The following is a 20,512-nucleotide window of genomic DNA, read 5'->3' as shown; positions in this document are numbered from 1 at the left end:
GCATCGGGGTGTGAGGATCAAGGTGACAAGCACTATCCACTGGCCGCGGGCCGTCACCGCGGCGGGAAGCAGAGGGGTTATTCCATGGACCAGGAGTCGATAGTCATCGTTGGTGCCGGGCTTGCCGCCGCCAGTACGGTGGCAGCACTACGCGAGCGGGGACATGCCGGCCCGATCACCCTGATTGGCGAGGAATCGCACCTGCCCTATGAGCGTCCGCCCCTGTCCAAGGGCTTCTTGCAGGGCAATGACGAGCCAGAAGACTTCACCGTGCATGACGCGCAGTGGTACGCAGCGCAGGAGGTCACCCTCCGGCTGGGAACCGCCGCAATCAGCGCGGAGACCGGCAAGCAGCAGGTGCTGCTGGCCGATGGCAGCGCGGTGGACTACGACCAGCTGGTTTTGGCGACCGGTTCGCGGGCCAGTGTGGGCGGCGAGAATCCGATGCCCGGCTATGACCTGCCAGGCGTGCACGTGCTGCGCACCCTGGCAGATGCGAAGTCGCTGCGCGCAGAACTGACCGAGGGCGCGCAGGTGGCGGTCATCGGTTCGGGCTGGATCGGCATGGAAGTCGCTGCCACCGCACGCCAGCGCGGTGCGCGCGTCACCGTTTATTCTCCCTCCGAGGTGCCACTGGCCAAGGTCTTCGGCGAACGCTTCGGGCACTACCTGCTGGAACTGCACCAACGCCATGGCGTGGATGTGCGCACCGCGCGGGCCCAGGGCATCGAGCAGGTTGACGGGCACCTGCAGGTGCTTTCCGATGCCGGGTCTTCGCGTGCCGACGTGGTGCTGCTGGCCATCGGCGCCCGCCCCAACCTGCAACTGGCCGAGACTGCCGGGCTGGAGGTGGATTCGGGAGTCATCGTGGATGCGTCGCTGCGCACCAGCAACTCCAAGATTCTCGCGGTGGGGGATATCGCCCAGGCTTTCAATACCAGGCTGCGCCGGCAGCTGCGCGTGGAGCACTGGGACAATGCGATCCGCCAGGGAAAGCTCGCGGCCGCGACGCTGATGGGCGAGGAAGAATCCTACGACTGGCTCCCGTATTTCTTCACCGACCAGTTCGATCTGGGGATGGAATATGTGGGACACAATTCGCCCGATGACACCTCGGTCGTCCGCGGCTCTGTGGAGAGCGGGGAATTTTTGCTGTTCTGGCAGGACGGCGAACGGATCACGGCGGCAGCCAATGTGAACATCTGGGATGTCAATGATCAGCTGCGCGAATTGGTGGGCCGCGAGATTCCAGCCGAACGCCTGGCGGATACGGGCATCGAGCTTGGCGATCTCTAGGATTTTTCAGCAAGGAATGGACCGATTAGGAAAGCAGGAATAGCTGATGAGCACCATGGTCGTGGGCGTGGAAAAAGGCATGTCGCCGGCGGTATTGGCGGCGGCCGCCTCGCTGGCTCGCGGACTGGACGCACGATTGGTGTGCATCCATGCAGATTACGGACGACTGATTACCGACAAGCTGTCCGAAGGCGACTTGCTGGCCTCGGCAGATCCCGTCTCCGAGGAGCTCGCTTGGGAAATCGCTTCGGTGGTGACCGGCGTGGAGTTCGAGAGCTATACGGTGCCCGGTGAACCGGCCAAGGTGCTGGCGGCGGTGGCGGAGCAGCTGGATGCGCAGATGATCGTCATCGGCACCCGCCGTCCGGGGATCCGCAGCAAGATGGCCCAGCTGCTCGACGGCTCGATTGCCGTGGCGCTGGCCCACAAGCAGCATCGGCCGGTGCTGGTGGTTCCGCAACAGCCTGCAGAGGAGAACGAGCTGCCGTGGGACTAGGATCCTGAATCCGCCTCGAAGTACAGGTGCCGATGCGCCTTGCAGCCGGGATTGAACAGAGCCTGGCAGTTCGGGCAGGAATCGGCTTCCAGATATTGGGCGGGGCTCAGCTGCGTGCTGCAGACCCCGCAGAGCACCGCAGGCTCATCGAATTTGTCCGCCGGCCACGGCATGGCCTCGTGGCCGGCCAGTTCGCCATGGCATAGGTGGCAGGGATAGTAGATGCCGCAGCAGTGGTGCTTCAGCGCAATTACATCGATCAGCGAGTGGTAGTGGGCGCAGCGGGTGTGCGCATCCATGCGCACGCCGCGCAACGCGACCTGGTGCCCTGCGTTTTCCCAAGCTGTCATCGTCAACCCTTCCGCGAGTGGCCATGCCATGTGCAAAAATGCACGCTGAATGTGCAGAAACTGCCTCCAACTATGCCTCTTTCCGCCTATCTTTCGCCATGTGATCTAGGCCATACTCGCTGATGAAGCTGGTCCCGCAGGGGGTACCGGCGCAGGCGGAAGGAACGCACAGTGGCAAGCGAAACGTCATCGAAGGCCGAGCGCAAGGGATTGCGCCGGGTCGTAGCAGCCTCCATGGCTGGCACCGTCGTCGAATGGTATGAATTCTTCCTCTACGCGACTGCGGCCACCCTGGTCTTCAACAAGATCTTCTTCCCGGATACCGGCAACGACCTGGACAATATCATCAAGGCCTTCCTGACCTACGCGGTCGGCTTCATTGCCCGCCCGATCGGCGGCATCGTCTTCGGCCACTTCGGCGACAAGTTCGGACGCAAGCACCTGCTGCAGGTGGCGATCGTGCTGGTTGGCGCAACCACCTTCCTGATGGGCTGCCTGCCCACCTTCGATTCCATCGGCTACGCCGCACCGATCCTGCTGATCGTGCTGCGCTTCGCCCAGGGCTTCGCCGTTGGCGGGGAATGGGGCGGCGCGGTGCTGCTGGTGGCCGAGCATGCGCCGAACAAGGAACGCGGCTTCTGGTCATCCTGGCCGCAGGCGGCAGTGCCGGTGGGCAACCTGCTGGCCACGGTGGTGCTGCTAGTGCTCTCGGCAACGCTCAGCGAGGCTGCCTTCCTGGCATGGGGTTGGCGCATCGGCTTCTGGCTTTCGGTGGTCATCGTGGTAGTGGGCTATTACATCCGCACCCGTGTTTCCGATGCCCCGATTTTCAAGGAAGCCAAGGCGGAGCTGGAACAGAACGCGGCCGCCGGCTATGGCGTGGGCGAAGTATTCAAGCGCTACCCGCGCGGGGTGTTCACCGCCATGGGGCTGCGCTTCGGCGAGAACATCATGTACTACATGGTGGTCACCTTCTCCATCACCTACATGGCCACCCAGCTGAAGATGGACACCTCCACAATTCTGGGCCTGATGCTTGTGGCACACGTCTTCCACGCCATCCTGGTGCCAATTGTTGGACGCTTCACCGACAGCCGCGGACGTCGACCGGTCTATGCCACCGGCGTGGTGCTCATGGCAGTGTGGGGCGTGGCAGCCTTCCCGTTGTTCAACACTGGAAACGATGCGGTCATCCTGGCCACCATCATGCTGGGACTGTTCGTGCATGGCCTGATGTATGCCGGGCAGCCGGCCATCATGGCGGAAATGTTCCCGACCCGCATGCGCTACTCGGGTGTCTCGCTGGGCTACCAGGTCACCTCGATTGTTGCCGGTTCGATGGCACCGATCATCGCAACCTTCCTGCTGAAGGTCTACGGATCCTGGGTACCGGTCGCCGGGTACATTGTCTTCGCCGCAGCAGTCACCATGGTGGCGGTGTACTTCATGAAGGAAACCAAGGGGCTGGATCTCGGCGAGATCGACGAGGCTGACCGCTTGGCGGTCAACGGCGGGGCCGCTTCGAGCGCCGAAATGAAGATGCAGAAGTAAGTCGGAGGAGCGAACATCAAGCCGGAGGCCAGTTCCGTTGCAGGGACTGGCCTTTGGCGTGCCCGCATCCAACGGGCAGAGAGATTGTTTGTCGGGACTGGTTCGATCTGTAATTCTGGTAGCCACATGCTGCTGATGGCATCGGAGCCATCGGGAGAACAATGAGAAAGCAGCCAGGCAGGGGAGCTCCAGATGAAGCAGTGCAGGCTGAATATCTTCGGTGCCAGCGGCAGTGGTACGACGACACTTGCCCGTGCCGTGGCGAACGCCTGGTCAGTTCCGCACGCCGATAGCGACGACTATTTCTGGGTACCCACCGACCCGCCCTACTCCCAGCAGCGAGCGCCAACTGAACGCTCCAAGCTCATGCATGAGATCTTCGTGCCACGCAGCGCATGGGTGCTTTCAGGATCCACGCAGGGGTGGGGGAATGATGTGCTGGCCGAATGCGATGCCTTCGTGTTCTTGACGCTGGATCCCGGCGTGCGCCTGCGACGGCTTGCCGAACGCGAGCAGCTTCGGCAGTCCGGGCAAGCCCTGGATCCAAAGGCTGTGGAGCGATTCATGTTGTGGGCGGCTGGCTACGATGACCCGGACTTCGCCGGACGCAGCCGCGCGCACCACGAGGCATGGTTGCAGAACGAGTCCCGTCCGGTGCTCCGACTGGACAGCGCGCAATCAACGGCACAGATGTGCCAAGCCATCATGGATTGGGAACCAGTCCGAACACCTTAGCTTCCGGAGGCGCTCGGCATGGGGAACGGCGGAATGAACCAGTCGCCGGCGGCGGCCGCATCATTCAGCGCGCGCACCGTTTCCTGGACCGCACGGCTGCGCAAAGCCTCGTCGCGTCCCACCAGCCAATATTCGGAGTGGAAGGTGAACTCCTCGTGGAGCACCGGAATCATGTTGGGATAGTGCCGGGAGAGGAATGTTGGCAGCAGCCCGATGCCGGCATGGTTCATGGTGGCCGCGTATTGCACCGCGATGCTCGTGGAAGAAATGGAGCGGCGCATCGGTGGCAGGGCGCTGGTGGCGTCATCGAGCTTGTCCACCGTCAGAGCGGTATCGATGTAGTAGTTCAAGTTATGCCCTGCCAGATCCTCGATGGATCTTGGCGTGCCATGGCTTTCCAGGTATTCGGCAGTGGCGTAGAGCCGCAACTCGTAATCCATGAGTTTCATCGAGGCGGCCTTGCGGACATGGGGTTCGCCGATGACAATCTCCAAGTCCATGCCGGTACGCGTCTGCCGTGCACGGGTGGTTTCGGAGACGATCTCGAAGACCAGTTGCGGATGCTTTACCTGGAGCTTGGCCAGTGCCGGGGCAGCGAGGTGCGCGCTGAATGCATCGGGGGCAGCGACGCGCACATGGCCTGCCAGCGCTCCGGAGTCCTTCTCGGCGCCGATGGCCTCCACTGCCTGCTCGATGGTTTCCGCGCTGGCCATCGCCCGGCGTCCCAGATCGGTCAGTTCCCAGCCGTTGGGGGTGCGCGTGAGCAGGTGGCCGCCCATCGCCTTTTGCAGTGCGTCGATGCGGCGGGAAATCGTCGAGTGGTTTACCCCGAGGACGTTCGCGGCGGCGGTGTAGCGGCCCAGTCGTGCAACGGTCAGCAGGGCAATGAGTGATTCGAGATGGCGGTAATCGATCTGACGGTCCATAGTCCACAGTCTGCCATGGACGGTGTGCGCTAGCGCACACCGGGCTTGCGCAATTGCCGTGCCGGGGTGCATTGAGTCCGGCGCGACCGGCATCCTACGCTGGCCTGAAAGGACGGTACGCAACGACGAGGGGTGTGCAGATGAGCACGTACGCATGGATTGGCCTGGGCAACATGGGCGGACCGATGACAGCGAATCTGGTGGCCGCCGGGCACCAGGTGCGCGGCTACGACCTGGACGCGGAGGCCTGCGCCGCCGCGGCGGGAGGCGGGGTGCAGATCTCCGGCTCGGTGGCCGAAGCCATGGAGCATGCCGATGCTGTATTCACCATGCTGCCCAAGGGCGCGCACGTGCGCTCGGTCTACGAGGGCGAGGCAGGCATCTGGGCCAACGCCACCAAGGACATGCTCCTGCTGGATTCCTCCACGGTGGACATTGAAACTTCCCGCTACATCCACGCAGGCTCCGCGGAGCGTGGACTGCACTTCGTTGATGCCCCGGTATCCGGCGGCATCTCCGGCGCAGCGGCGGGGACCCTGGCCTTCATGCTCGGCGGTGAGCCGGAACTGATGGACCGGGCCAGCGGATTCATCGCCCCGATGAGCGGCAAGACCATCGTCGCAGGCGGGCCCTCCATGGGCATTGCCGCCAAGATCTGCAACAACATGATGCTGTTCATCGACCTGATGGCCAGTGCCGAGGGTTCCCAGCTGGCCGAGGCATTGGGCCTGGATCCCGAGGTCTTCTGGCAGATCGCCTCGGTCTCCTCGGGCCGTTCCTGGGCGCAGCAGACCTGGTACCCGGTGCCGGGCATCATCGATACCGCTGCGGCAAACAACAACTTCGAAGCGACCTTCCGCACCGACCTGGCCCGCAAGGATGTCGGGCTGGCCTTAGATGCCGGAGAAAGCAACGGCGTGCGGCTGCCGGCAGCCAGCTTGGCCCGCGAGCACTTCGACGAACTGATCGAGCAGGGGCTGGGGGACAAGGACTGCTCGCTGATCGTGAAGAACCTGCTGCCTGATGGCGCCGTGCGCGGGTGGAGCCCGGAACCGGCCAACGCCAACCAGCCAGCTGCCGGCTGAGCATGCGCCAGATCCAGGCAGCGGTGCTGGAGCATCCGGAGAACCAGCGGCCCTATGCCAAGCATCGGCCGCTGGCGATCCGCCAGCTGAAGCTTGGCGACCCCGGCCCCGGGGAAGTGCTGGTGCGCATTACGGCTGCCGGACTCTGCCATTCGGATTTGTCGGTCATCGACGGGAACAGGCCCCGTCCTCTCCCGATGGTGCTCGGGCATGAATCGGCCGGCATCATCGAGCAGGTTGGCGAAGGGGTTCAGCTGGACATCGGCCAGCAGGTGATCTCGGTCTTCCTGCCACGCTGCGAGAACTGCGCAGCCTGCGCCACCGGAGGCAAGCTTCCGTGCAGCGCCGGCACCGCGTCCAACACCGCTGGAACCCTGCTGACTGGCGCTCGCCGGCTGATGCTCGATGGCAAGCCGGTCCACCACCACCTGGGCGTCTCGGCCTTTGCCGATTATGCGGTGATGGATGCGCGCAGCCTGGTACCGGTGGGCGCGGATGTGCCGGCCGAGGTGGCCGCGGTGCTGGGGTGCGCGGTGCTCACCGGCGGCGGCGCGCTGCGCAATGCCGCCAAGGCAACAGGTGCCGAGGATGTGGCCATCATTGGACTGGGCGGAGTGGGCATGGCCGCCTTGCTGGTGGCCGCAGGGCAGCGGACTACCGGCAGGATCTTGGCCATTGACGCCAATGATCAGAAGCTGGCGGCCGCGCTGGCCTTGGGTGCCGATGAAGCCTGCACGCCGCAGGAGCTGGGGCAGCGCAGTGCGCAGATCGTGGTTGAGGCCGCCGGTCATCCGCGGGCCTTCGAAACCGCATTGCAGGCCACAGGCGTGGGCGGAACCCTGGTGACCGTGGGGCTGCCGGCCCCGGGCGCGATGAGCAGCATCGAGCCATTGGCCCTGACCGCCGGCGCCCGCACGATTATCGGCAGCTATATGGGCTCTGCGCTGCCAAAGCAGGATATCGGCTACTACGAGCAGCTTTGGCGCTCAGGCAGGCTCCCGGTAGAGAAGCTGGTGGAGACCAGGCCGCTGGCGCAGATCAACGAAGCCCTCGACGATCTGGCTGACGGGCGCTCGGTACGCCAAGTTCTGCTACCCGGAATCGGGGCGGAAGCCCAGTAGGATTGGTGGGTGACTGATTCCACTGCGGGGCCCCGTGCCCTGGCAACCCTGACCGACATCCGGGTCTTCGACTACCTCTGCAAGGCCCCGGCGACACGGACCCGGATCGCCGCGGATCTGGGCATCTCCAAGCCCACCGCATCGCAGGCGATTTCGCGCCTGCAGGAGAACGGGTTGGCGTTGGCCATCGAGCGGGAAAACGAGCCCAAGCGCGGACGCGTACCGGAGCACTATGCGCTGGACAGCAGCTTCGGCCACCTGCTGGCCCTGTGCCTGCAGGCTGAATTCCTGCAGGTCCGCGCCACCGACCTGGCCGGGCAAACCCTGGTGGACCGCCTCTACCCGCTCACCGCGCAAACCACTGCAGCGGAAGTAGCGCAAATGGGTGCCCGGGAGATTTCGCGCGTGGCCGCCGAGCTCGGCTCCCCGCTGCTGGCCGCGGCCGTGAGCCAATCGGCCCCGGTGGAGCGCGATGGCGAGCTGCGCGTGCTGGCTACCCCGATTTTCCCTTCCTCCGGAGCTGACCTTGCAGGCCAATTCGCTGACGGTGTTCCGGTGCTGCTGGATAACGACGTGAACTGGATGGCCCTGGCCGAAGCGGGCGAGCAGGCAGACTCCTTGATGATGATCTATATCGGATCTGGCCTGGGCGCAGGACTGGTCATCGACGGTGCGCTGCACCGCGGCAAGCACGGCACCGCTGGCGAGCTGGAGACCCAGGTGGTGGGCGGGACAAACCTGCGCGAAGCGCTCGCCGAGGCGGGGATGTTCCAGACCCGCGTGCTCTGGGAGAAGCTGGCCGACGAACGGAACTGGCCGGCATTCCTTGCGCCGTTCGGCCAGGTCCTGGCGAACTTGATTGGCTTCGTCGATCCGCAGCGGGTGGTGGCCATCGGTCCGGGCCTGACCCCTGAATTGTGCGCGGCATTGGAGAGCGAGCTGAATAGGTTGCTGCCCAAGCCGGTCCATGTGCAGCTTTCCGCATTGGGAACCGAAGCCGCGGCACGCGGGGCTCTGGCTGGTGCCCGGGAGCTCGCCTTGGGCAACTTGTGGGAAAACTACCGGGCACGTTGACCAAAGTGATCCAAGCTATATATTGTAAAGAGTCCTTAAAATTCTATTTGCATCACCGGGGAGACCACTGATGGCACCATCTGACGCATCGGCATCCACGTCGCAGTTCGCTGCCATCGGCCTTGATCTGGGCGGCTCGTCCATCAAGTACGGATTGGTTGGAACCGACGGCAAGCTCGTTGAGAGCACCTTCAGCAAGGCCGCCACCCCAGAAGGCGCGCATCCGGAGGCCGTCGCCCAGGTGATGACAGGAATCATTGCCGACCTGCAGGAGCTCACCGGCGATGAGCTGGCCGGGATTCCCGCCGGTGTCACCGTGCCCGGCATCGTCATCGACGGCGTCGTGCACTCGGCGGCCAATATCGACAAGGCCTGGATCGGCTTGGATGTCACCGCCTCGTTCAGTGCGCTCCTGGGCCGCGACGTCTTTGTGCTCAATGACGCGGATGCCGCCGGCGTCGCCGAGGTTTACGCGGGTGCGGGAGCCGAGAATGGCAAGCCTGTCAAGGGCAGCACCTTGCTGCTGACCCTGGGCACCGGCATTGGCTCGGCCTTCTTCCGCGACGGAGTGCTCTTCCCTAACGTCGAATTCGGCCACCTCGAAATCGACGGCTTCAATGCCGAGAGCAAGGCCGCCGCGCGAGTCATGCACGAGGAAAACCTCAGCTGGGAACAGTACATCGCCCGCCTGCAGCGCTACCTGTCCCACGTGGAATTCCTCTGCAGCCCGGATCTGATCATCATCGGCGGAGCGATCTCCGAAGACCACGAGAAATTCCTGCCGCAGCTGGAACTGCGTGCCAAGATCGTGCCCGCCCGCTTCAACAACGCCGCCGGGGTATTGGGCGCCGCGCATCGCGCGCTGAATCCCGGCAACTAGGAACCTATGCATACGATTGACCCGAACGCCCAGATCAAGCTCGTCGCCGTTGACATGGACGGCACCTTCCTGGACGGCGAGGGCCAAATTCCGGAGGCATCCTGGGCGCTCATCGACCGGCTCCAGGAACGCGGCATCAAGTTCGTGCCGGCTTCCGGGCGCCAGTTCGCCACCCTGCGCGAGCAGTTCGCCCCCTTGGGCGAGATCGCGATCATTGCCGAGAACGGCACCGTCGTGATGCATGGCGAGAACGAGATCTACTCCAACATCATCGGTAAGTCCTCGGTTGACGCGATTATCCAGGCCGTCCGCGCGCAATCTGCGCTCGATGCCGGATTGGTGCTGTGCGGACGCCGCACCGCCTATGTGGAGCGCGCCGATGATGCGTTCGCCGCCGCGATTGCACCGTATTACCGTGCAGTGCAGGTGGTGGACGACCTGGCTTTGGTCGAGGACGAGATCATCAAGATGGCAATCAACGTCGGCACCGGTGCAGTGAAGGAGATGGCGACGGCGCTGGAAGTTCCGCTGCAGGTGGTGATCTCGGGGAGCCACTGGGTCGATGCGATGAATCATGGCGTGCACAAGGGCTTGGCCCTGAATGCGCTGCAGGAGAAGCTGGGAATCAGCGCCGATGAAACAGCAGTTTTCGGCGACTACCCCAACGACCTGGAAATGATCAAGGCCGCCACCTACTCTTTTGCGATGGCTAATGCCCACCCCGTGGTGGCAGAAGCCGCGAATTTCACTGCGCCGTCCAACCTTGATCACGGCGTGCTGCAGGTGCTCGGCGCCTACCTCGACGGGCGCGCCCAGCTCTGACACGCCGGGGGAGCTGAAACAGCTCAGGGCCTGGGTGAAGGAAATTTTCCTTCACCCAGGCCCTACGCGCTCTTGTTGGCTAGTTAGGCGCCGAGATAATGGCGAATTCCGGCCAAGGCTGCGCGCACGCCGGAATCCAACGCTCCACGGTACTCAGGCAGGAAGAACGGGGAGTGGTTGCCAGCCGGTGCCGGGTCCTGCGGGTCGGCGCCGCCGAACATCCAAAACACATACGGCACGCCGATGGCATCGCCCAGCGAACCGAAGTCCTCGGATCCCATCAGCGGCGGCACCAGACGGACCTGCTCCTCGCCGAACTCCTGGCGCAGCGCGCCGACGACATTGCCGGTGTGCTCCGGGTCGTTGTACAGCCGCGGGAAGGTGTAGAGCTGCTCGATCTTCGGCTGCGGTGCTCCCGAGGCATCCGCCTCGGCATTGATGATCCGGGTGACTGCTTCCAGGACCTTCTCGCGCACCGGCTCGGTGAGCGTGCGGATGTTCAGCGTGAATACCGCGGTGTCGGGGATGATGTTTTCCTTCAAACCCGCGTGGAAGGAGCCGCAGGTGACCACGGCCGAATCCAGCGGATGCAGCTCGCGCGAGGTGATGGTCTGGAGCCGGGTGATGATATTGGCTCCGAGCACAATCGGGTCGATGGAATCCTGCGGCTGGGAACCGTGGGCCTGCTTGCCGTAGAGGGTGACCTCCAGCGAGTTGGCCATGGCCATCGCCGATTCCGGGGTGATATGGATGGTGCCGGTGGCAAAGGGGAATACGTGCTGGCCGAGGACCGCCGTTGGCCGCGGTGCCCGATCCCACAGGCCGTCGGCGAGCATTGCGGCGGCTCCCGCGCTGGTTTCCTCGCCGGGCTGGAAGATGAACACCACGGTGCCGGCCCACACATCGGTGCTGCGCACCAGCACCCGGGCCGCGCCCAGGGCGCTGGCCACATGGGTGTCGTGTCCGCAGCCGTGCATGACCGGGACCTCGGTGCCATCTGCCAAAAAGCCCTTGGCGGTGGAGGCGTACTCCGCCTTGGTGTCCTCGGCAATCGGCAGGCCGTCGCTGTCGGCGCGGAAGGCCACCACCGGGCCCTCGCCGTTGCGCAGGATGCCCACCACGCCGGTGCCGCCGCAACGGAAGTGCTCGATGCCCAGTTCGCTGAGCTTGGATTCGATGAACGCAGCGGTGTTGTGCTCCTGCATGGACAGCTCCGGGTTACGGTGCAGGTGCAGGTAGTCCTCGTGCAAGGCCTGGGTTTCGGCGTCGGTGAGTCCGTAGGTGTTCAGCATGCGATGATCCTCTAGCTTTCTGAAGTGTGGATTTTCTTGCGGTCGCGCAGGACCCAGGAGAAGACAATGGAGGCGATGACCACGATGGCGGTGGCGAACATGCCGATGGCCGGAGCCATCGGGACAACGACGAAGTTCATCACCAGGGCCAGCACGATCGCGATGACCGTCGGGCGCAGGGACTTCATGGCCACGATGCATTGCACGAGCACCGCGCCCATCAGCGACGGCAGGATGTACAGGCGGGCCACATCAATGACATCGGCGGGGATCATGGACACCAGCCAGGTGCCCAGCAGGCCGACGAACAGCAGCAAGCTGGTCAGGTGGACGGTGGCGGCACCGCAGATGGCCATCACCGCGGCCAGGTCGCCGCGCTTGGTTCCGGGCCTGGCGCCAATGGTCGATTGCGCCACGATGGCCGCGGGCAGCAGCTTGTTGGAGATGTTGCCGATCATGAAGGCCTGGTACATGGCGGCCGAACCCAGGATGGGGAAATAGGTCAGCGGCTCGACGAACCAGAGCACCCCGAAGGTGCCGGCTACCGTCAGGAAGGCCACCCAGATCATTGTGCTGGTGATCTCCAGCCCGCTGAAGAAAGCGATGTAGATCGGGCCGATCAGGGACAGGACCAAGCCGATGAGCATCGTGATGGACCCGTAGCGGGAAGTCTGCTTCTCGAAGCGCGCCATCGAAGCGTCGGCGCTGGACAATTGGGATGTCGTAGTCATGATCGGTCCTTAGGCGGTGTGCAGGAAGTAGGCGGCGACGATGGAGATGACGATCGAGATGCCCAGGGCCCATTCCTTCAGCCACTTGAGCTCCAGCACCTTGGCCAGGTAGAGGCACAAGCCCATGGCCGCAGCGGAGATGCCGACCAGGATCAGGTGCACATTGGACTTGGGCAGCTCGGCGATGGTCAGGGCGGAGAAGGCGCCGAGCAGGGCGGCGGCGGGGATCAGCGCCATCACTGCCGGGTTGCGCTTGGCCAGCGTGGAGCCGCCCTTCTTCAGCAGCGGTGTCATGATCAGCGTGCAGATCATCCACATTGCGCCGGACAGGCTCATCGCCATGAATGCGACGCCGAAGACCTGCTGCGTGTAGCTGTCGCCGCCCAGCTGGGCGCCCATGGTGCCCGCGGCGATGCTGGCCGAAGCAGTTTCGGCCGCGGCAGAGCCGATCAGGCCGATGCGCACCAGCACAGCCGGAGTGCCGAACAGGGCCAGCAGGGCAATAGCCACGAGGACCACGGCCAGCGAAGGCCCGATGGAGGCTACCGCGCCAGCGCGGAAGGATTCCTTGACCTCATTGATTGGCATGTCCACGTGCGGGGCGGCCTTCTTCGCTGCACGCGAGTACAGGATGCACTGGACGAAGATGACCGCGAAGACGCCCAGAGCGCAGATCCAGAGAACGGGGGAGTTGGCGACAGCCCAGATATCGGTTGAACCAGGATCACCTGCCGCCATGACGAGTTGCGGATTCATTTGCGCTCCTAGGGTCTGAAAATCAATGTGAGGTGGATCTCTTTTGGGTTCAACGATCCGGGATTAGAATGCTTCTGGCAAGATATGGATAGATTGGCCATAATTCTGGCTAATTCCTCCAAATCGACCCGAATCGCATCCAAGATATCGGGGATTTCGACGAATGAATTGGGCGTTCTTTCGTATAGTTCGCAAAAGTACCGGCGATGAACGACGGTTGTGGCCTGAAAGTAGGAATGATGAAAGATTTGACCGAGCTCAGCGACCTGGAACGCCGAATTATTGTCGCGTTGCAGGTGGATGGCAGGGCAACGTGGCGCAAGATCGCCAGGGTGATTGGCGAACCGGAACGCACCGTAGCCCGCTACGGATCAGCGATGCTTGAGCAGGGCAAGGTGAAGATCGCGGCCATTTCCCATCGAGCCGGCGCTGTCATCGCTTCGCTGAGCTGCGCGCCGGGAACGATCCCGGTTGCCAGCCAGGCGCTCTCCGCGCGAACCGACACCAGCTTCACCTATATGGTCACCGGTGAGAGCGACGTCGTGAGCGAACTGCACTATGACGGCGGGCTGCAGGACATCCTCACGCTGCAGCTGCCAGCGACACCGGGCCTGAGCAATATCCAGATCTACCCGATCCTGAAATACTTCAAGACCATTCGCGCCTGGCGCGGCGGGGAGCTGAGCCAGGGGCAGGAAGCGGCGTTGTCTCCCAGCGCAGGAGGCGAATTAATTGCATGGAACCCTATCGGGGAGCTAGGCGAAAGCGATCACCTCATAATCGACGTGCTGCGCAAGGACGGACGCGCCAGCATCGAGGCCATTTCGCGCCAGGTGCGCATGAGCGAAACGTCGGTCTCCCGCCGAGTCGACTGGCTGTTGCGCGGCGAGCACATCAGCATCCGTGCACTGGTTGACCCGGCACTGATGGGGTTCAAGGTCGAAGCGCTGCTCTGGGTCCAGGTCTCCCCTGCCGATGTGGATGCGCTGGGAACCCTGCTCGCTGGATTGCCGCAGGTCAGATACGTTGCAGCGGTGGCCGGTGATGCCCAGCTGCTGGTCGATGTCACGGTGCCAACCCAGCGGGATCTCTATGAATTCATTGCCAAGACCAACTGGGGCGAAATGGTCCAGCTGCGCACCTCGATGGTGCTCGGGGCGCGCAAGCGCGGCGGGCAGCCCGCGGAATCCTGAGCGGTCGGCAAGGCAAAAGAATTCAGCGATAATTCACCGGTTTCTGGCTCTTGCTTCCGGTTCATTCCACCTGCGGTAAACGCTGGGTGAACACTTCATCGAATGACGAAAATAATGCGTAATATCGCCGAAACGGTTCGAAACGGTTCCGGAAGTGGCATAGTCTCTCGATACCGAGCGGGGCAGCTGTGCTCGCGCGGTTAACAACCAGTTAACTCTGCAGGGGCGAAAGGAAGACCGGCAACCGTGAGCAAGAGGTTGACCTACGGGACGAACCAAGGAACGGCGACGCCCGAAAGCGCGTGGCGCAAGCGCAAGGATGCGTGGGAGCACTTGGGTTATGTACTCAGCGAGATTTCTTCTGAATACCAGGAGGAAGAACGCCGCACAGAACATGAGCTGGAAGCCGGCCGGTTGATGGGGCTACTGGCAGCCATCGAACCGTACTGGGCGAATCCCGGCATCGACTACTTCAACGAGGTTTCCCGGCTCATGTCCGGCGGGCAGTATGAAGATGCCATGAAGCTGGTCTACCAAGCGAACCAGACCTTCAGGAACCAGACCCAATATGTGGACATGGACGGCCATGAAGGGGCGGAAGCGGATCCGGCCCAGCTGGGCAATGTCGCACCGGGCCCCGGCAAGGCACAGGTCCCGATGGTGGAAATCCTGCTGGTGGACAATGGGCCTGCGGAAGAAATTGAGCGTTTCAAGGACGAAATCGCCGAACAGCGCCAGCATACCGATCCTTTCCACTACAACTTCGTGGTGGTGCCCAGCGTGGAAGACGCCTTGGCCGCGATCCTGATCAATCCCGGCATCCAGGCGGTCGTGCTGACTGCCCGCTTTGATGTCTGCACGCGCCGCCGGCTCTCCTCGACGCTCAAGAATTTCATTGCCCGGCGGATGGAGAGCTACTTCCAATCCACCAAGCAGATCCGCGGCCTGCTGGATTTGGAAAACATCCTTGACCAGTTGCGGCCCGAAGTTCCGGTGTACCTGATCGCGGGAGTTGCGTTGGAATCCATCGCCCACGAAATCACCGGGCGCTTCCGCAGGATCTTCTCGCGCAACGACCGGATGGACCTGCACCTGTCGATTGTCTCGGAAGTGCTCGAACGGTACCAGACCCCGTTCTTCAATGCCCTGCAAAAGTACGCCAAACGGCCCGGTGGAGTCTTCCATGCCATGCCGATTTCCCGTGCCGGATCGGTGCAGAACTCCCCGTGGGCACGGGACCTGGTGGACTTCTACGGCAAGAACCTGCTGCTGGCAGAAACCTCGGCCACCTCCGGTGGGCTCGATTCCCTCTTGGATCCGCAGAGTTCCATCAAGAAGGCCCACGAGCTGGCGGCCCGCGCTTTCGGCAGCCACCGCACCTACTTCGTCACCAACGGCACCTCGACGGCCAACAAGATCGTGCACCAGTCGATCCTCGCGCCGGGGGACATCGTGCTGGTGGACCGCAACTGCCACAAGTCGCACCATTATTCCCTGGTGCTGGCCGGAGCGAACGTGAGTTACCTGGAGGCCTACCCGCTCAACGGGCACTCCATGTACGGGGCGGTGCCGCTGGAAGAGATCAAGGGACGGCTGCTGCAGTTGCGCCGCGAGGGCCTGCTGCACAAGGTCAAGATGCTGACGCTGACCAACTGCACCTTCGACGGGATCATCTATGACCCGCGCCGGGTGATGGAAGAATGCCTGGCGATCAAACCCGATTTGGTATTCCTCTGGGACGAGGCCTGGTTCGCCTTCGCTGGGTTCCACCCGGTGTACCGACGGCGCACCGCGATGACCGTGGCTGGGGTGCTGGAAGCAGAATTGGACAGCGCCGAATACCGCGAGCGCTACGCCGCGCAGCAGCTTGCGCTGCCGGAACCGGGCACCATTGCGCACCCGGAGAATGACCAGGCCTGGCTGGACACCCGGTTGATTCCGGATCCGGAGCAGGTCCGCCTGCGCGTGTATTCCACCCAGTCCACGCACAAGACACTGACCTCCTTGCGCCAGGGCTCGATGATCCACATCTATGACCAGGATTTCGCGGTGCGCAACCTCAACGCCTTCCGTGAGGCCTACATGACCCACACCTCCACCTCGCCGAACTACCAGATCCTTGCCTCGCTGGATATCGGCCGCCGGCAGGCAGAGCTGGAAGGCTATGCGCTGGTGCAGCGCCAGGTCGATTTGGCGCAGTCGATTTCGCGGGCCATGGCGCGCAACGAGCTGCTGGGCAAGTATTTCAAGATCCTGCACTCGACGGATCTGATTCCGCAGAAGTACCGTCACTCCGCGACGCAGAACCCGGTGCGCGACGGCCTGGCGGCTTGGGACGAAGCCTGGGCGGCAGACGAGTTCGTGGTGGACCCCTCGCGCTTGACCTTGGACATCAGCCGCACCGGCGTGGACGGGGACACCTTCAAGCACGAGTACCTGATGGATGGGCACTCGATCCAGGTCAACAAGACCAGCCGCACCTCGGTGCTGCTGATGACCAATATCGGCACCACGCGTTCCGCAGTGGCGCACCTGATCGAGGTGCTGGTGAAGATCGCCGAGGAACTGGACCGCAAGCGCCGGCTGGATGGCCGCGTGCTGGCGCTGGGGAAGAAGCCTGCGACCGAAGAGATTCCACTGCCGGACTTTAGCGCCTTCGCTCCTGAATTCTCCCGAGGCGGCGGAAGCGGCGACATGCGCTCGGCCTACTACCTGACTTACCAGGATCCGGCGACGCATTTCCTGTCCTCGGCGCAGATCCGTACCCAGCTGCTGGCGGGGGACCGCGTGGTCTCGGCGGTGTTCGTCACCCCGTACCCGCCGGGCTTCCCGGTGCTGGTTCCGGGGCAGGAGATCACCTTGGGCATCTTGGACTACATGGACCGGCTCGATACCCGCGAGATCCACGGGTACCACCAGGACTTGGGCTACCAGGTATTCACCTGCGAAGCCCTGGAACAGGTCGTGGCGCAGCAGTCCTGAGCGTGCAGAGCGGCTTGAGCTGAACACAGTGCGAATCCGCCCGGTTTTGCCGGGCGGATTCGCGCATCAGTTGTGCAGGGACTGGAGCGCAGGATGGCCGCCGGCACAACGTCCTAGGCCCTGGTTCGCGCACGATGCGCAAACCAAGGCCTTGGCCAGTGGCCTGGAGGCTATATTTTCCGTTCCGCCAGATGCGCCGAGATCGCCTCGAACGCGCGAATGGTCGGGAACAGCTTGGAAGCGTCCTGCGGCAGCGGCCAGCTGGAGAGCTTGACCGCGACCAGCTTGGTCGCCGGATCCATGTAGATCATCTGTCCATGGATGCCCAGGGCCACCGCGGCCCCGGTGGCAGGGTTCGGGAACCAGATCTGGTTCCGGTAGTGCCCGCCGGGCATCATGTTATCGCCCGGCGATTGGGAAAAAGCCTGGACCAGCGCGGGATCATCGATGAAGGTATCGGCAATCCATTCCTCGGAGAGCACCTGCTTGCCGGTCAGCGCCCGCCCGCCATTGACATAGAGATGGCCGAACCGCGCCAAATCGCGCAGGCAGGCGTTGAAGCCGCCATCGAACATGCCGGTGCCGAACTGGTCAACACCCATCACCAGGTCTTGCTGGGCCCCGAGCTTCGACCAGACATAGTCTGAGAGCAGTTCCTGCATCGGGGCGCCGCCGGCGGCTTCCAGCACCCAGCCGAGGGCATCTGTTTCGCAGGAACGGTATTCGAACACCGAGCCGTGCGGTCCCTTGGCCTCCAAGGTCAGCAGGAACTCGTACATCCCGATCGGGCCGATGTCGCCACGCTGCGGCGCCCAGCCGATGGCTTCCTCCAGCTGGCGCACCTCGGCCTGCGGATCCAGGTACTCCTCGGAAAACCTGATCCCCGAACGCATATCCAGCAGGTCGCGCACGCGGGCGCCGGCATAGCCGCTGCGCTCCAAGGCCGGCACGTAGGTGGTCACCGTCTGCTCGGTATCGAGCTTTCCGGCATCCACCAGCGCACCGGCCAGGGAGCCCACCAGGGTTTTGCTGACCGACATCAGCAGATGATCGGTCAACGAGGTCATGGTGTTGTAGTACTTCTCCCAGAGGATCCGCCCATTGTGCATGACCAGCACGGCATCGGTATTCGTCGCGTGCATTACCCCGCGCACGGTCAGTGCAGGGTCGGTAATGCTCGCTTTGGCAACTTCCAGCTTGCCCAGCTTCTCCTCGGCCAGGTGCAACCTGACGATCGGGCCGTCTCCGCGCGAAACCTTCACGGTGGGATGGATCCGGGCGATGTTCTGGAAAGAGCGCTTGATGTTCTGCGGGTACTGCCAGGTGGCGATGTTCAGCGCCTTGCTGGGAGGACCTGCGAGGTTAGTCGCCATGTGCCCGGCGGCATCAGTCGCTTCAGTTGCCATGCTCTGCTGGCGGAACGTCAATTCCCTTGTACTGGGATCGGATGCAGGAGATGAAGTGCTTGGCATCGATGCTGAGCTTGGTTTTCTTCTTGCCTTCGTACTGCAGCTTGGCCTTGGTGACCAGGACCCCAAGATCGGCTCCCTTCCATCGGTAATCCTCAACGCCGTAGATGCGCAGGAAGAATGCTTCCTTGTGGGTCTGCAGCTGGTGCCAGTCCAAGGCGGAACGGGAGAACTGCAGCTTGCCCCGCGAGTCGAGGTAGTAGTTGCCAGTGCGCGGCGCGTGGGTGATGTACTGCAGGATGTCATCGGTTTCCTTGATGATCATGTGGCTCCAGACATCGGCCCCGCTCATCTCTTCCCAGCGGGCGTTGATCTCGTCGACATCCAGCTCGAAGTCCACATCGAGGTATTCGAGCAGGTGGAAGAGGAACAGCGGCACGTCGGCGTAGGCGCCGGCGGTGACGTTGGTGATGGCGCTGGCTCCGGAAATGCGCGGGTTCAGCTCGCCGAGGTACACCTCGTCGGTGTCGGTGTCCACCAGCACGTCCACCTCGAAGAACCCGCGGTAGCCGGTGTCCTTCAGGCCGTTGCCCACCTTTCGCACCAGGTCGATGGCACGCGATCGCTGGGAATCGGTGACCACATCCGGATGCATCTCGTTGCCGCACCAGCCGCCCTTGTACGGGGTCAGCTCCTTGTATCCTGCCAGTTCGGTCAGGATCGGACCGACCACGGTGCCGCATTCGGTCAGCACCGCTTCGACGGCCACCGGCTGGTTGTTGATGCGCTTCATGATCTTCAGCTGCTCGCCGATGATGTTCTTGGAGTGCTGCTTGAACTGCGCCTTGGAATCGATGAAGAAGGTCGTCTTGCCCGAATCGCCGTACGGGGTTTGCACCACCAGGTCATCGCCCAGGCCGGCTTCCTCGGCTAGTTTTATGAGCTCCTCGTAGCTATCGGCGGTGCCCAGCACGTTGGGCACCGATGGGGCGCCAGCCGCATTGCCCAGCTTGGTGGTGACGATCTTGGAATCCAGTTCGGTGCGCAGTGCCGCCGAAGGCAGGATCAGGTCGTAGCCCAGCTCCTCGCAGATCGCTTCGGTTTCCTCGTCGAAGAAGACCATCGCGATCTTCGGGCGCGGACCGCCCGGGGTGCACTGGGAATCGATGTATTCGCGGACCTCGGAGTTCTCCAGCAGCCAGTTGTTGATCTCTTCGGCGCTCTGGAAATCGACATAGGGCTTCTCGGCGGGGGTGAAGACCCGCGGGTGATGGCCATCCCAGCCGTCGTAGTAGGTGATGTAGCTGAACTTGCGGACCCAGCGGTCAAGACCCAGCAGGTTGACCGGGGTGGCGCCGAGGAAGAAGATCGGGGTGGTGTTGGTACGGAAGAAATGGCGGACTTCGCTCATGTTCTTCAGCTTGCGGTCCATGCGCAGGACCTTGGCCGGGAGATTTGCCGGTTCGGACTCGTTGTAGGCCGCGTCGACCGCGACGTTGGCGCTGAGCTGATCGGTGACGGTGCGTGCCTTGTGGCGCAGCTTGTCGAGATCGCTGGGTTTGGGCATGCGGTGGCGAGAAGCCGGGGCGTGGGCTTCAAGAATGTTGGCCATGATGTGGAGATGTCCTTTGAAACTGTCCGAAGTAGGGCAATGGCACGGCGCAATGCGTGACAGTTTCATGCTCAGGGCTCTTTGCAAGCACCGGCACACGTTCTGCTTAACGGGTGGTGAACATTGCGCCAGCACCCGCTGTTGCAGCTTGTGACTTGGCATGCAACGGCGGGCGCGGGATCAATGCGCGGTGAAGATTAC

At 63.2% G+C, this 20,512-nt stretch carries 18 protein-coding genes; 11 read left to right on the top strand and 7 right to left on the bottom strand.

Features of this window, described 5'->3' with window-relative positions:
• The first annotated feature begins 84 nt into the window (after positions 1-84).
• Entirely contained in the window at positions 85-1,296 is a 1,212-nt protein-coding gene (locus tag F0M17_RS13320) for an NAD(P)/FAD-dependent oxidoreductase (protein ID WP_149597278.1), read from the top strand.
• Positions 1,297-1,342: 46 nt separating this feature from the next.
• Positions 1,343-1,792: a universal stress protein gene (locus tag F0M17_RS13315; RefSeq protein WP_052253793.1), complete on the top strand. Its 450-nt coding sequence runs from the start codon at positions 1,343-1,345 to the stop codon at positions 1,790-1,792.
• On the opposite strand, the gene F0M17_RS13310 is transcribed toward F0M17_RS13315, so the two are convergent.
• Positions 1,789-2,142, bottom strand: coding sequence for a CHY zinc finger protein (locus F0M17_RS13310; RefSeq protein ID WP_038991595.1), 354 nt, complete (start codon positions 2,140-2,142; stop codon positions 1,789-1,791). The two genes, F0M17_RS13315 and F0M17_RS13310, sit on opposite strands and share 4 nt — an antisense overlap.
• A gap of 171 nt (positions 2,143-2,313) precedes the next feature.
• On the opposite strand from F0M17_RS13310, the gene F0M17_RS13305 reads away from it, so the two are divergent.
• Both F0M17_RS13305 and F0M17_RS13300 read left to right on the top strand, forming a co-directional pair.
• Positions 2,314-3,693: an MFS transporter gene (locus F0M17_RS13305; protein ID WP_121867293.1), complete on the top strand. Its 1,380-nt coding sequence runs from the start codon at positions 2,314-2,316 to the stop codon at positions 3,691-3,693.
• A 192-nt stretch (positions 3,694-3,885) separates the two neighbouring features.
• Positions 3,886-4,428 (top strand): hypothetical protein, encoded by a 543-nt coding sequence (locus tag F0M17_RS13300; protein ID WP_149597277.1) that lies wholly within the window; start codon positions 3,886-3,888, stop codon positions 4,426-4,428.
• Here F0M17_RS13300 and F0M17_RS13295 read toward each other — a convergent pair.
• Positions 4,425-5,354, bottom strand: coding sequence for a LysR family transcriptional regulator (locus F0M17_RS13295; RefSeq protein ID WP_168202024.1), 930 nt, complete (start codon positions 5,352-5,354; stop codon positions 4,425-4,427). The genes F0M17_RS13300 and F0M17_RS13295 overlap by 4 nt on opposite strands.
• A gap of 140 nt (positions 5,355-5,494) precedes the next feature.
• Between F0M17_RS13295 and mmsB the strand changes: the two genes are divergently transcribed.
• The 5 genes from mmsB to F0M17_RS13270 all read left to right on the top strand — a co-directional run bounded on the left by mmsB (position 5,495) and on the right by F0M17_RS13270 (position 10,336).
• On the top strand, positions 5,495-6,439 hold the full coding sequence (gene mmsB / locus F0M17_RS13290) for a 3-hydroxyisobutyrate dehydrogenase (RefSeq protein WP_149597275.1): 945 nt from the start codon (positions 5,495-5,497) through the stop codon (positions 6,437-6,439).
• 2 nt (positions 6,440-6,441) lie between these two features.
• Positions 6,442-7,560 carry an alcohol dehydrogenase catalytic domain-containing protein gene (locus F0M17_RS13285; RefSeq protein WP_149597274.1) on the top strand — a complete coding sequence of 373 codons (1,119 nt, stop codon included), beginning with the start codon at positions 6,442-6,444 and terminating at the stop codon, positions 7,558-7,560.
• Positions 7,561-7,569: 9 nt separating this feature from the next.
• Positions 7,570-8,634, top strand: coding sequence for an ROK family transcriptional regulator (locus tag F0M17_RS13280; RefSeq protein WP_073707889.1), 1,065 nt, complete (start codon positions 7,570-7,572; stop codon positions 8,632-8,634).
• A 70-nt stretch (positions 8,635-8,704) separates the two neighbouring features.
• Positions 8,705-9,514 (top strand): polyphosphate--glucose phosphotransferase, encoded by an 810-nt coding sequence (gene ppgK, locus F0M17_RS13275; RefSeq protein WP_038991604.1) that lies wholly within the window; start codon positions 8,705-8,707, stop codon positions 9,512-9,514.
• Positions 9,515-9,520: 6 nt separating this feature from the next.
• Entirely contained in the window at positions 9,521-10,336 is an 816-nt protein-coding gene (locus F0M17_RS13270) for a Cof-type HAD-IIB family hydrolase (protein ID WP_149597273.1), read from the top strand.
• An 83-nt stretch (positions 10,337-10,419) separates the two neighbouring features.
• Here the strand turns inward: F0M17_RS13270 and F0M17_RS13265 are convergent, their stop codons facing one another.
• The 3 genes from F0M17_RS13265 to F0M17_RS13255 are packed head-to-tail and all read right to left on the bottom strand — an operon-like array spanning position 10,420 to position 13,115.
• Positions 10,420-11,628: an amidohydrolase gene (locus F0M17_RS13265; RefSeq protein ID WP_149597272.1), complete on the bottom strand. Its 1,209-nt coding sequence runs from the start codon at positions 11,626-11,628 to the stop codon at positions 10,420-10,422.
• Positions 11,629-11,639: 11 nt separating this feature from the next.
• Positions 11,640-12,359 (bottom strand): hypothetical protein, encoded by a 720-nt coding sequence (locus tag F0M17_RS13260; RefSeq protein ID WP_073707892.1) that lies wholly within the window; start codon positions 12,357-12,359, stop codon positions 11,640-11,642.
• Between the two features lie 9 nt (positions 12,360-12,368).
• Positions 12,369-13,115, bottom strand: a complete 747-nt coding sequence (locus F0M17_RS13255; RefSeq protein ID WP_073707893.1) for a DUF5058 family protein — start codon at positions 13,113-13,115, stop codon at positions 12,369-12,371.
• A 236-nt stretch (positions 13,116-13,351) separates the two neighbouring features.
• Here F0M17_RS13255 and F0M17_RS13250 point away from each other — a divergent pair, with 236 nt between their 5' ends.
• Both F0M17_RS13250 and F0M17_RS13245 read left to right on the top strand, forming a co-directional pair.
• A complete protein-coding gene (locus F0M17_RS13250) occupies positions 13,352-14,308 on the top strand; it encodes an Lrp/AsnC family transcriptional regulator (RefSeq protein WP_210416646.1) in 957 nt (318 codons plus the stop codon).
• A gap of 246 nt (positions 14,309-14,554) precedes the next feature.
• Entirely contained in the window at positions 14,555-17,290 is a 2,736-nt protein-coding gene (locus F0M17_RS13245; RefSeq protein ID WP_149597271.1) for an aminotransferase class I/II-fold pyridoxal phosphate-dependent enzyme, read from the top strand.
• 170 nt (positions 17,291-17,460) lie between these two features.
• Here the strand turns inward: F0M17_RS13245 and F0M17_RS13240 are convergent, their stop codons facing one another.
• Both F0M17_RS13240 and F0M17_RS13235 read right to left on the bottom strand, forming a co-directional pair.
• A complete protein-coding gene (locus F0M17_RS13240) occupies positions 17,461-18,696 on the bottom strand; it encodes a serine hydrolase (protein ID WP_149597270.1) in 1,236 nt (411 codons plus the stop codon).
• On the bottom strand, positions 18,686-20,311 hold the full coding sequence (locus F0M17_RS13235) for a biotin carboxylase (RefSeq protein ID WP_073707895.1): 1,626 nt from the start codon (positions 20,309-20,311) through the stop codon (positions 18,686-18,688). Before F0M17_RS13235 ends, F0M17_RS13240 begins: the two co-directional genes overlap by 11 nt.
• Between the last annotated feature and the right edge of the window lie 201 nt (positions 20,312-20,512).

Source organism: Glutamicibacter sp. ZJUTW, from assembly GCF_008370855.1.
GTDB lineage: Bacteria > Actinomycetota > Actinomycetes > Actinomycetales > Micrococcaceae > Glutamicibacter > Glutamicibacter nicotianae.
Note: the sequence above shows the minus strand (reverse complement) of the source record. Positions and strands in the feature narration are given on the sequence as shown.

Coding starts and splice junctions, on each gene's coding strand:
- F0M17_RS13320 (WP_149597278.1), top strand. CDS start 85: ATGGACCAGGAGTCGATAGTCATCGTTGGTGCCGGGCTTGCCGCCGCC.
- F0M17_RS13315 (WP_052253793.1), top strand. CDS start 1,343: ATGAGCACCATGGTCGTGGGCGTGGAAAAAGGCATGTCGCCGGCGGTA.
- F0M17_RS13310 (WP_038991595.1), bottom strand. CDS start 2,142: ATGACAGCTTGGGAAAACGCAGGGCACCAGGTCGCGTTGCGCGGCGTG.
- F0M17_RS13300 (WP_149597277.1), top strand. CDS start 3,886: ATGAAGCAGTGCAGGCTGAATATCTTCGGTGCCAGCGGCAGTGGTACG.
- F0M17_RS13295 (WP_168202024.1), bottom strand. CDS start 5,354: ATGGACCGTCAGATCGATTACCGCCATCTCGAATCACTCATTGCCCTG.
- mmsB (WP_149597275.1), top strand. CDS start 5,495: ATGAGCACGTACGCATGGATTGGCCTGGGCAACATGGGCGGACCGATG.
- F0M17_RS13285 (WP_149597274.1), top strand. CDS start 6,442: ATGCGCCAGATCCAGGCAGCGGTGCTGGAGCATCCGGAGAACCAGCGG.
- ppgK (WP_038991604.1), top strand. CDS start 8,705: ATGGCACCATCTGACGCATCGGCATCCACGTCGCAGTTCGCTGCCATC.
- F0M17_RS13270 (WP_149597273.1), top strand. CDS start 9,521: ATGCATACGATTGACCCGAACGCCCAGATCAAGCTCGTCGCCGTTGAC.
- F0M17_RS13265 (WP_149597272.1), bottom strand. CDS start 11,628: ATGCTGAACACCTACGGACTCACCGACGCCGAAACCCAGGCCTTGCAC.
- F0M17_RS13260 (WP_073707892.1), bottom strand. CDS start 12,359: ATGACTACGACATCCCAATTGTCCAGCGCCGACGCTTCGATGGCGCGC.
- F0M17_RS13255 (WP_073707893.1), bottom strand. CDS start 13,115: ATGAATCCGCAACTCGTCATGGCGGCAGGTGATCCTGGTTCAACCGAT.
- F0M17_RS13250 (WP_210416646.1), top strand. CDS start 13,352: ATGATGAAAGATTTGACCGAGCTCAGCGACCTGGAACGCCGAATTATT.
- F0M17_RS13240 (WP_149597270.1), bottom strand. CDS start 18,696: ATGGCAACTGAAGCGACTGATGCCGCCGGGCACATGGCGACTAACCTC.
- F0M17_RS13235 (WP_073707895.1), bottom strand. CDS start 20,311: ATGGCCAACATTCTTGAAGCCCACGCCCCGGCTTCTCGCCACCGCATG.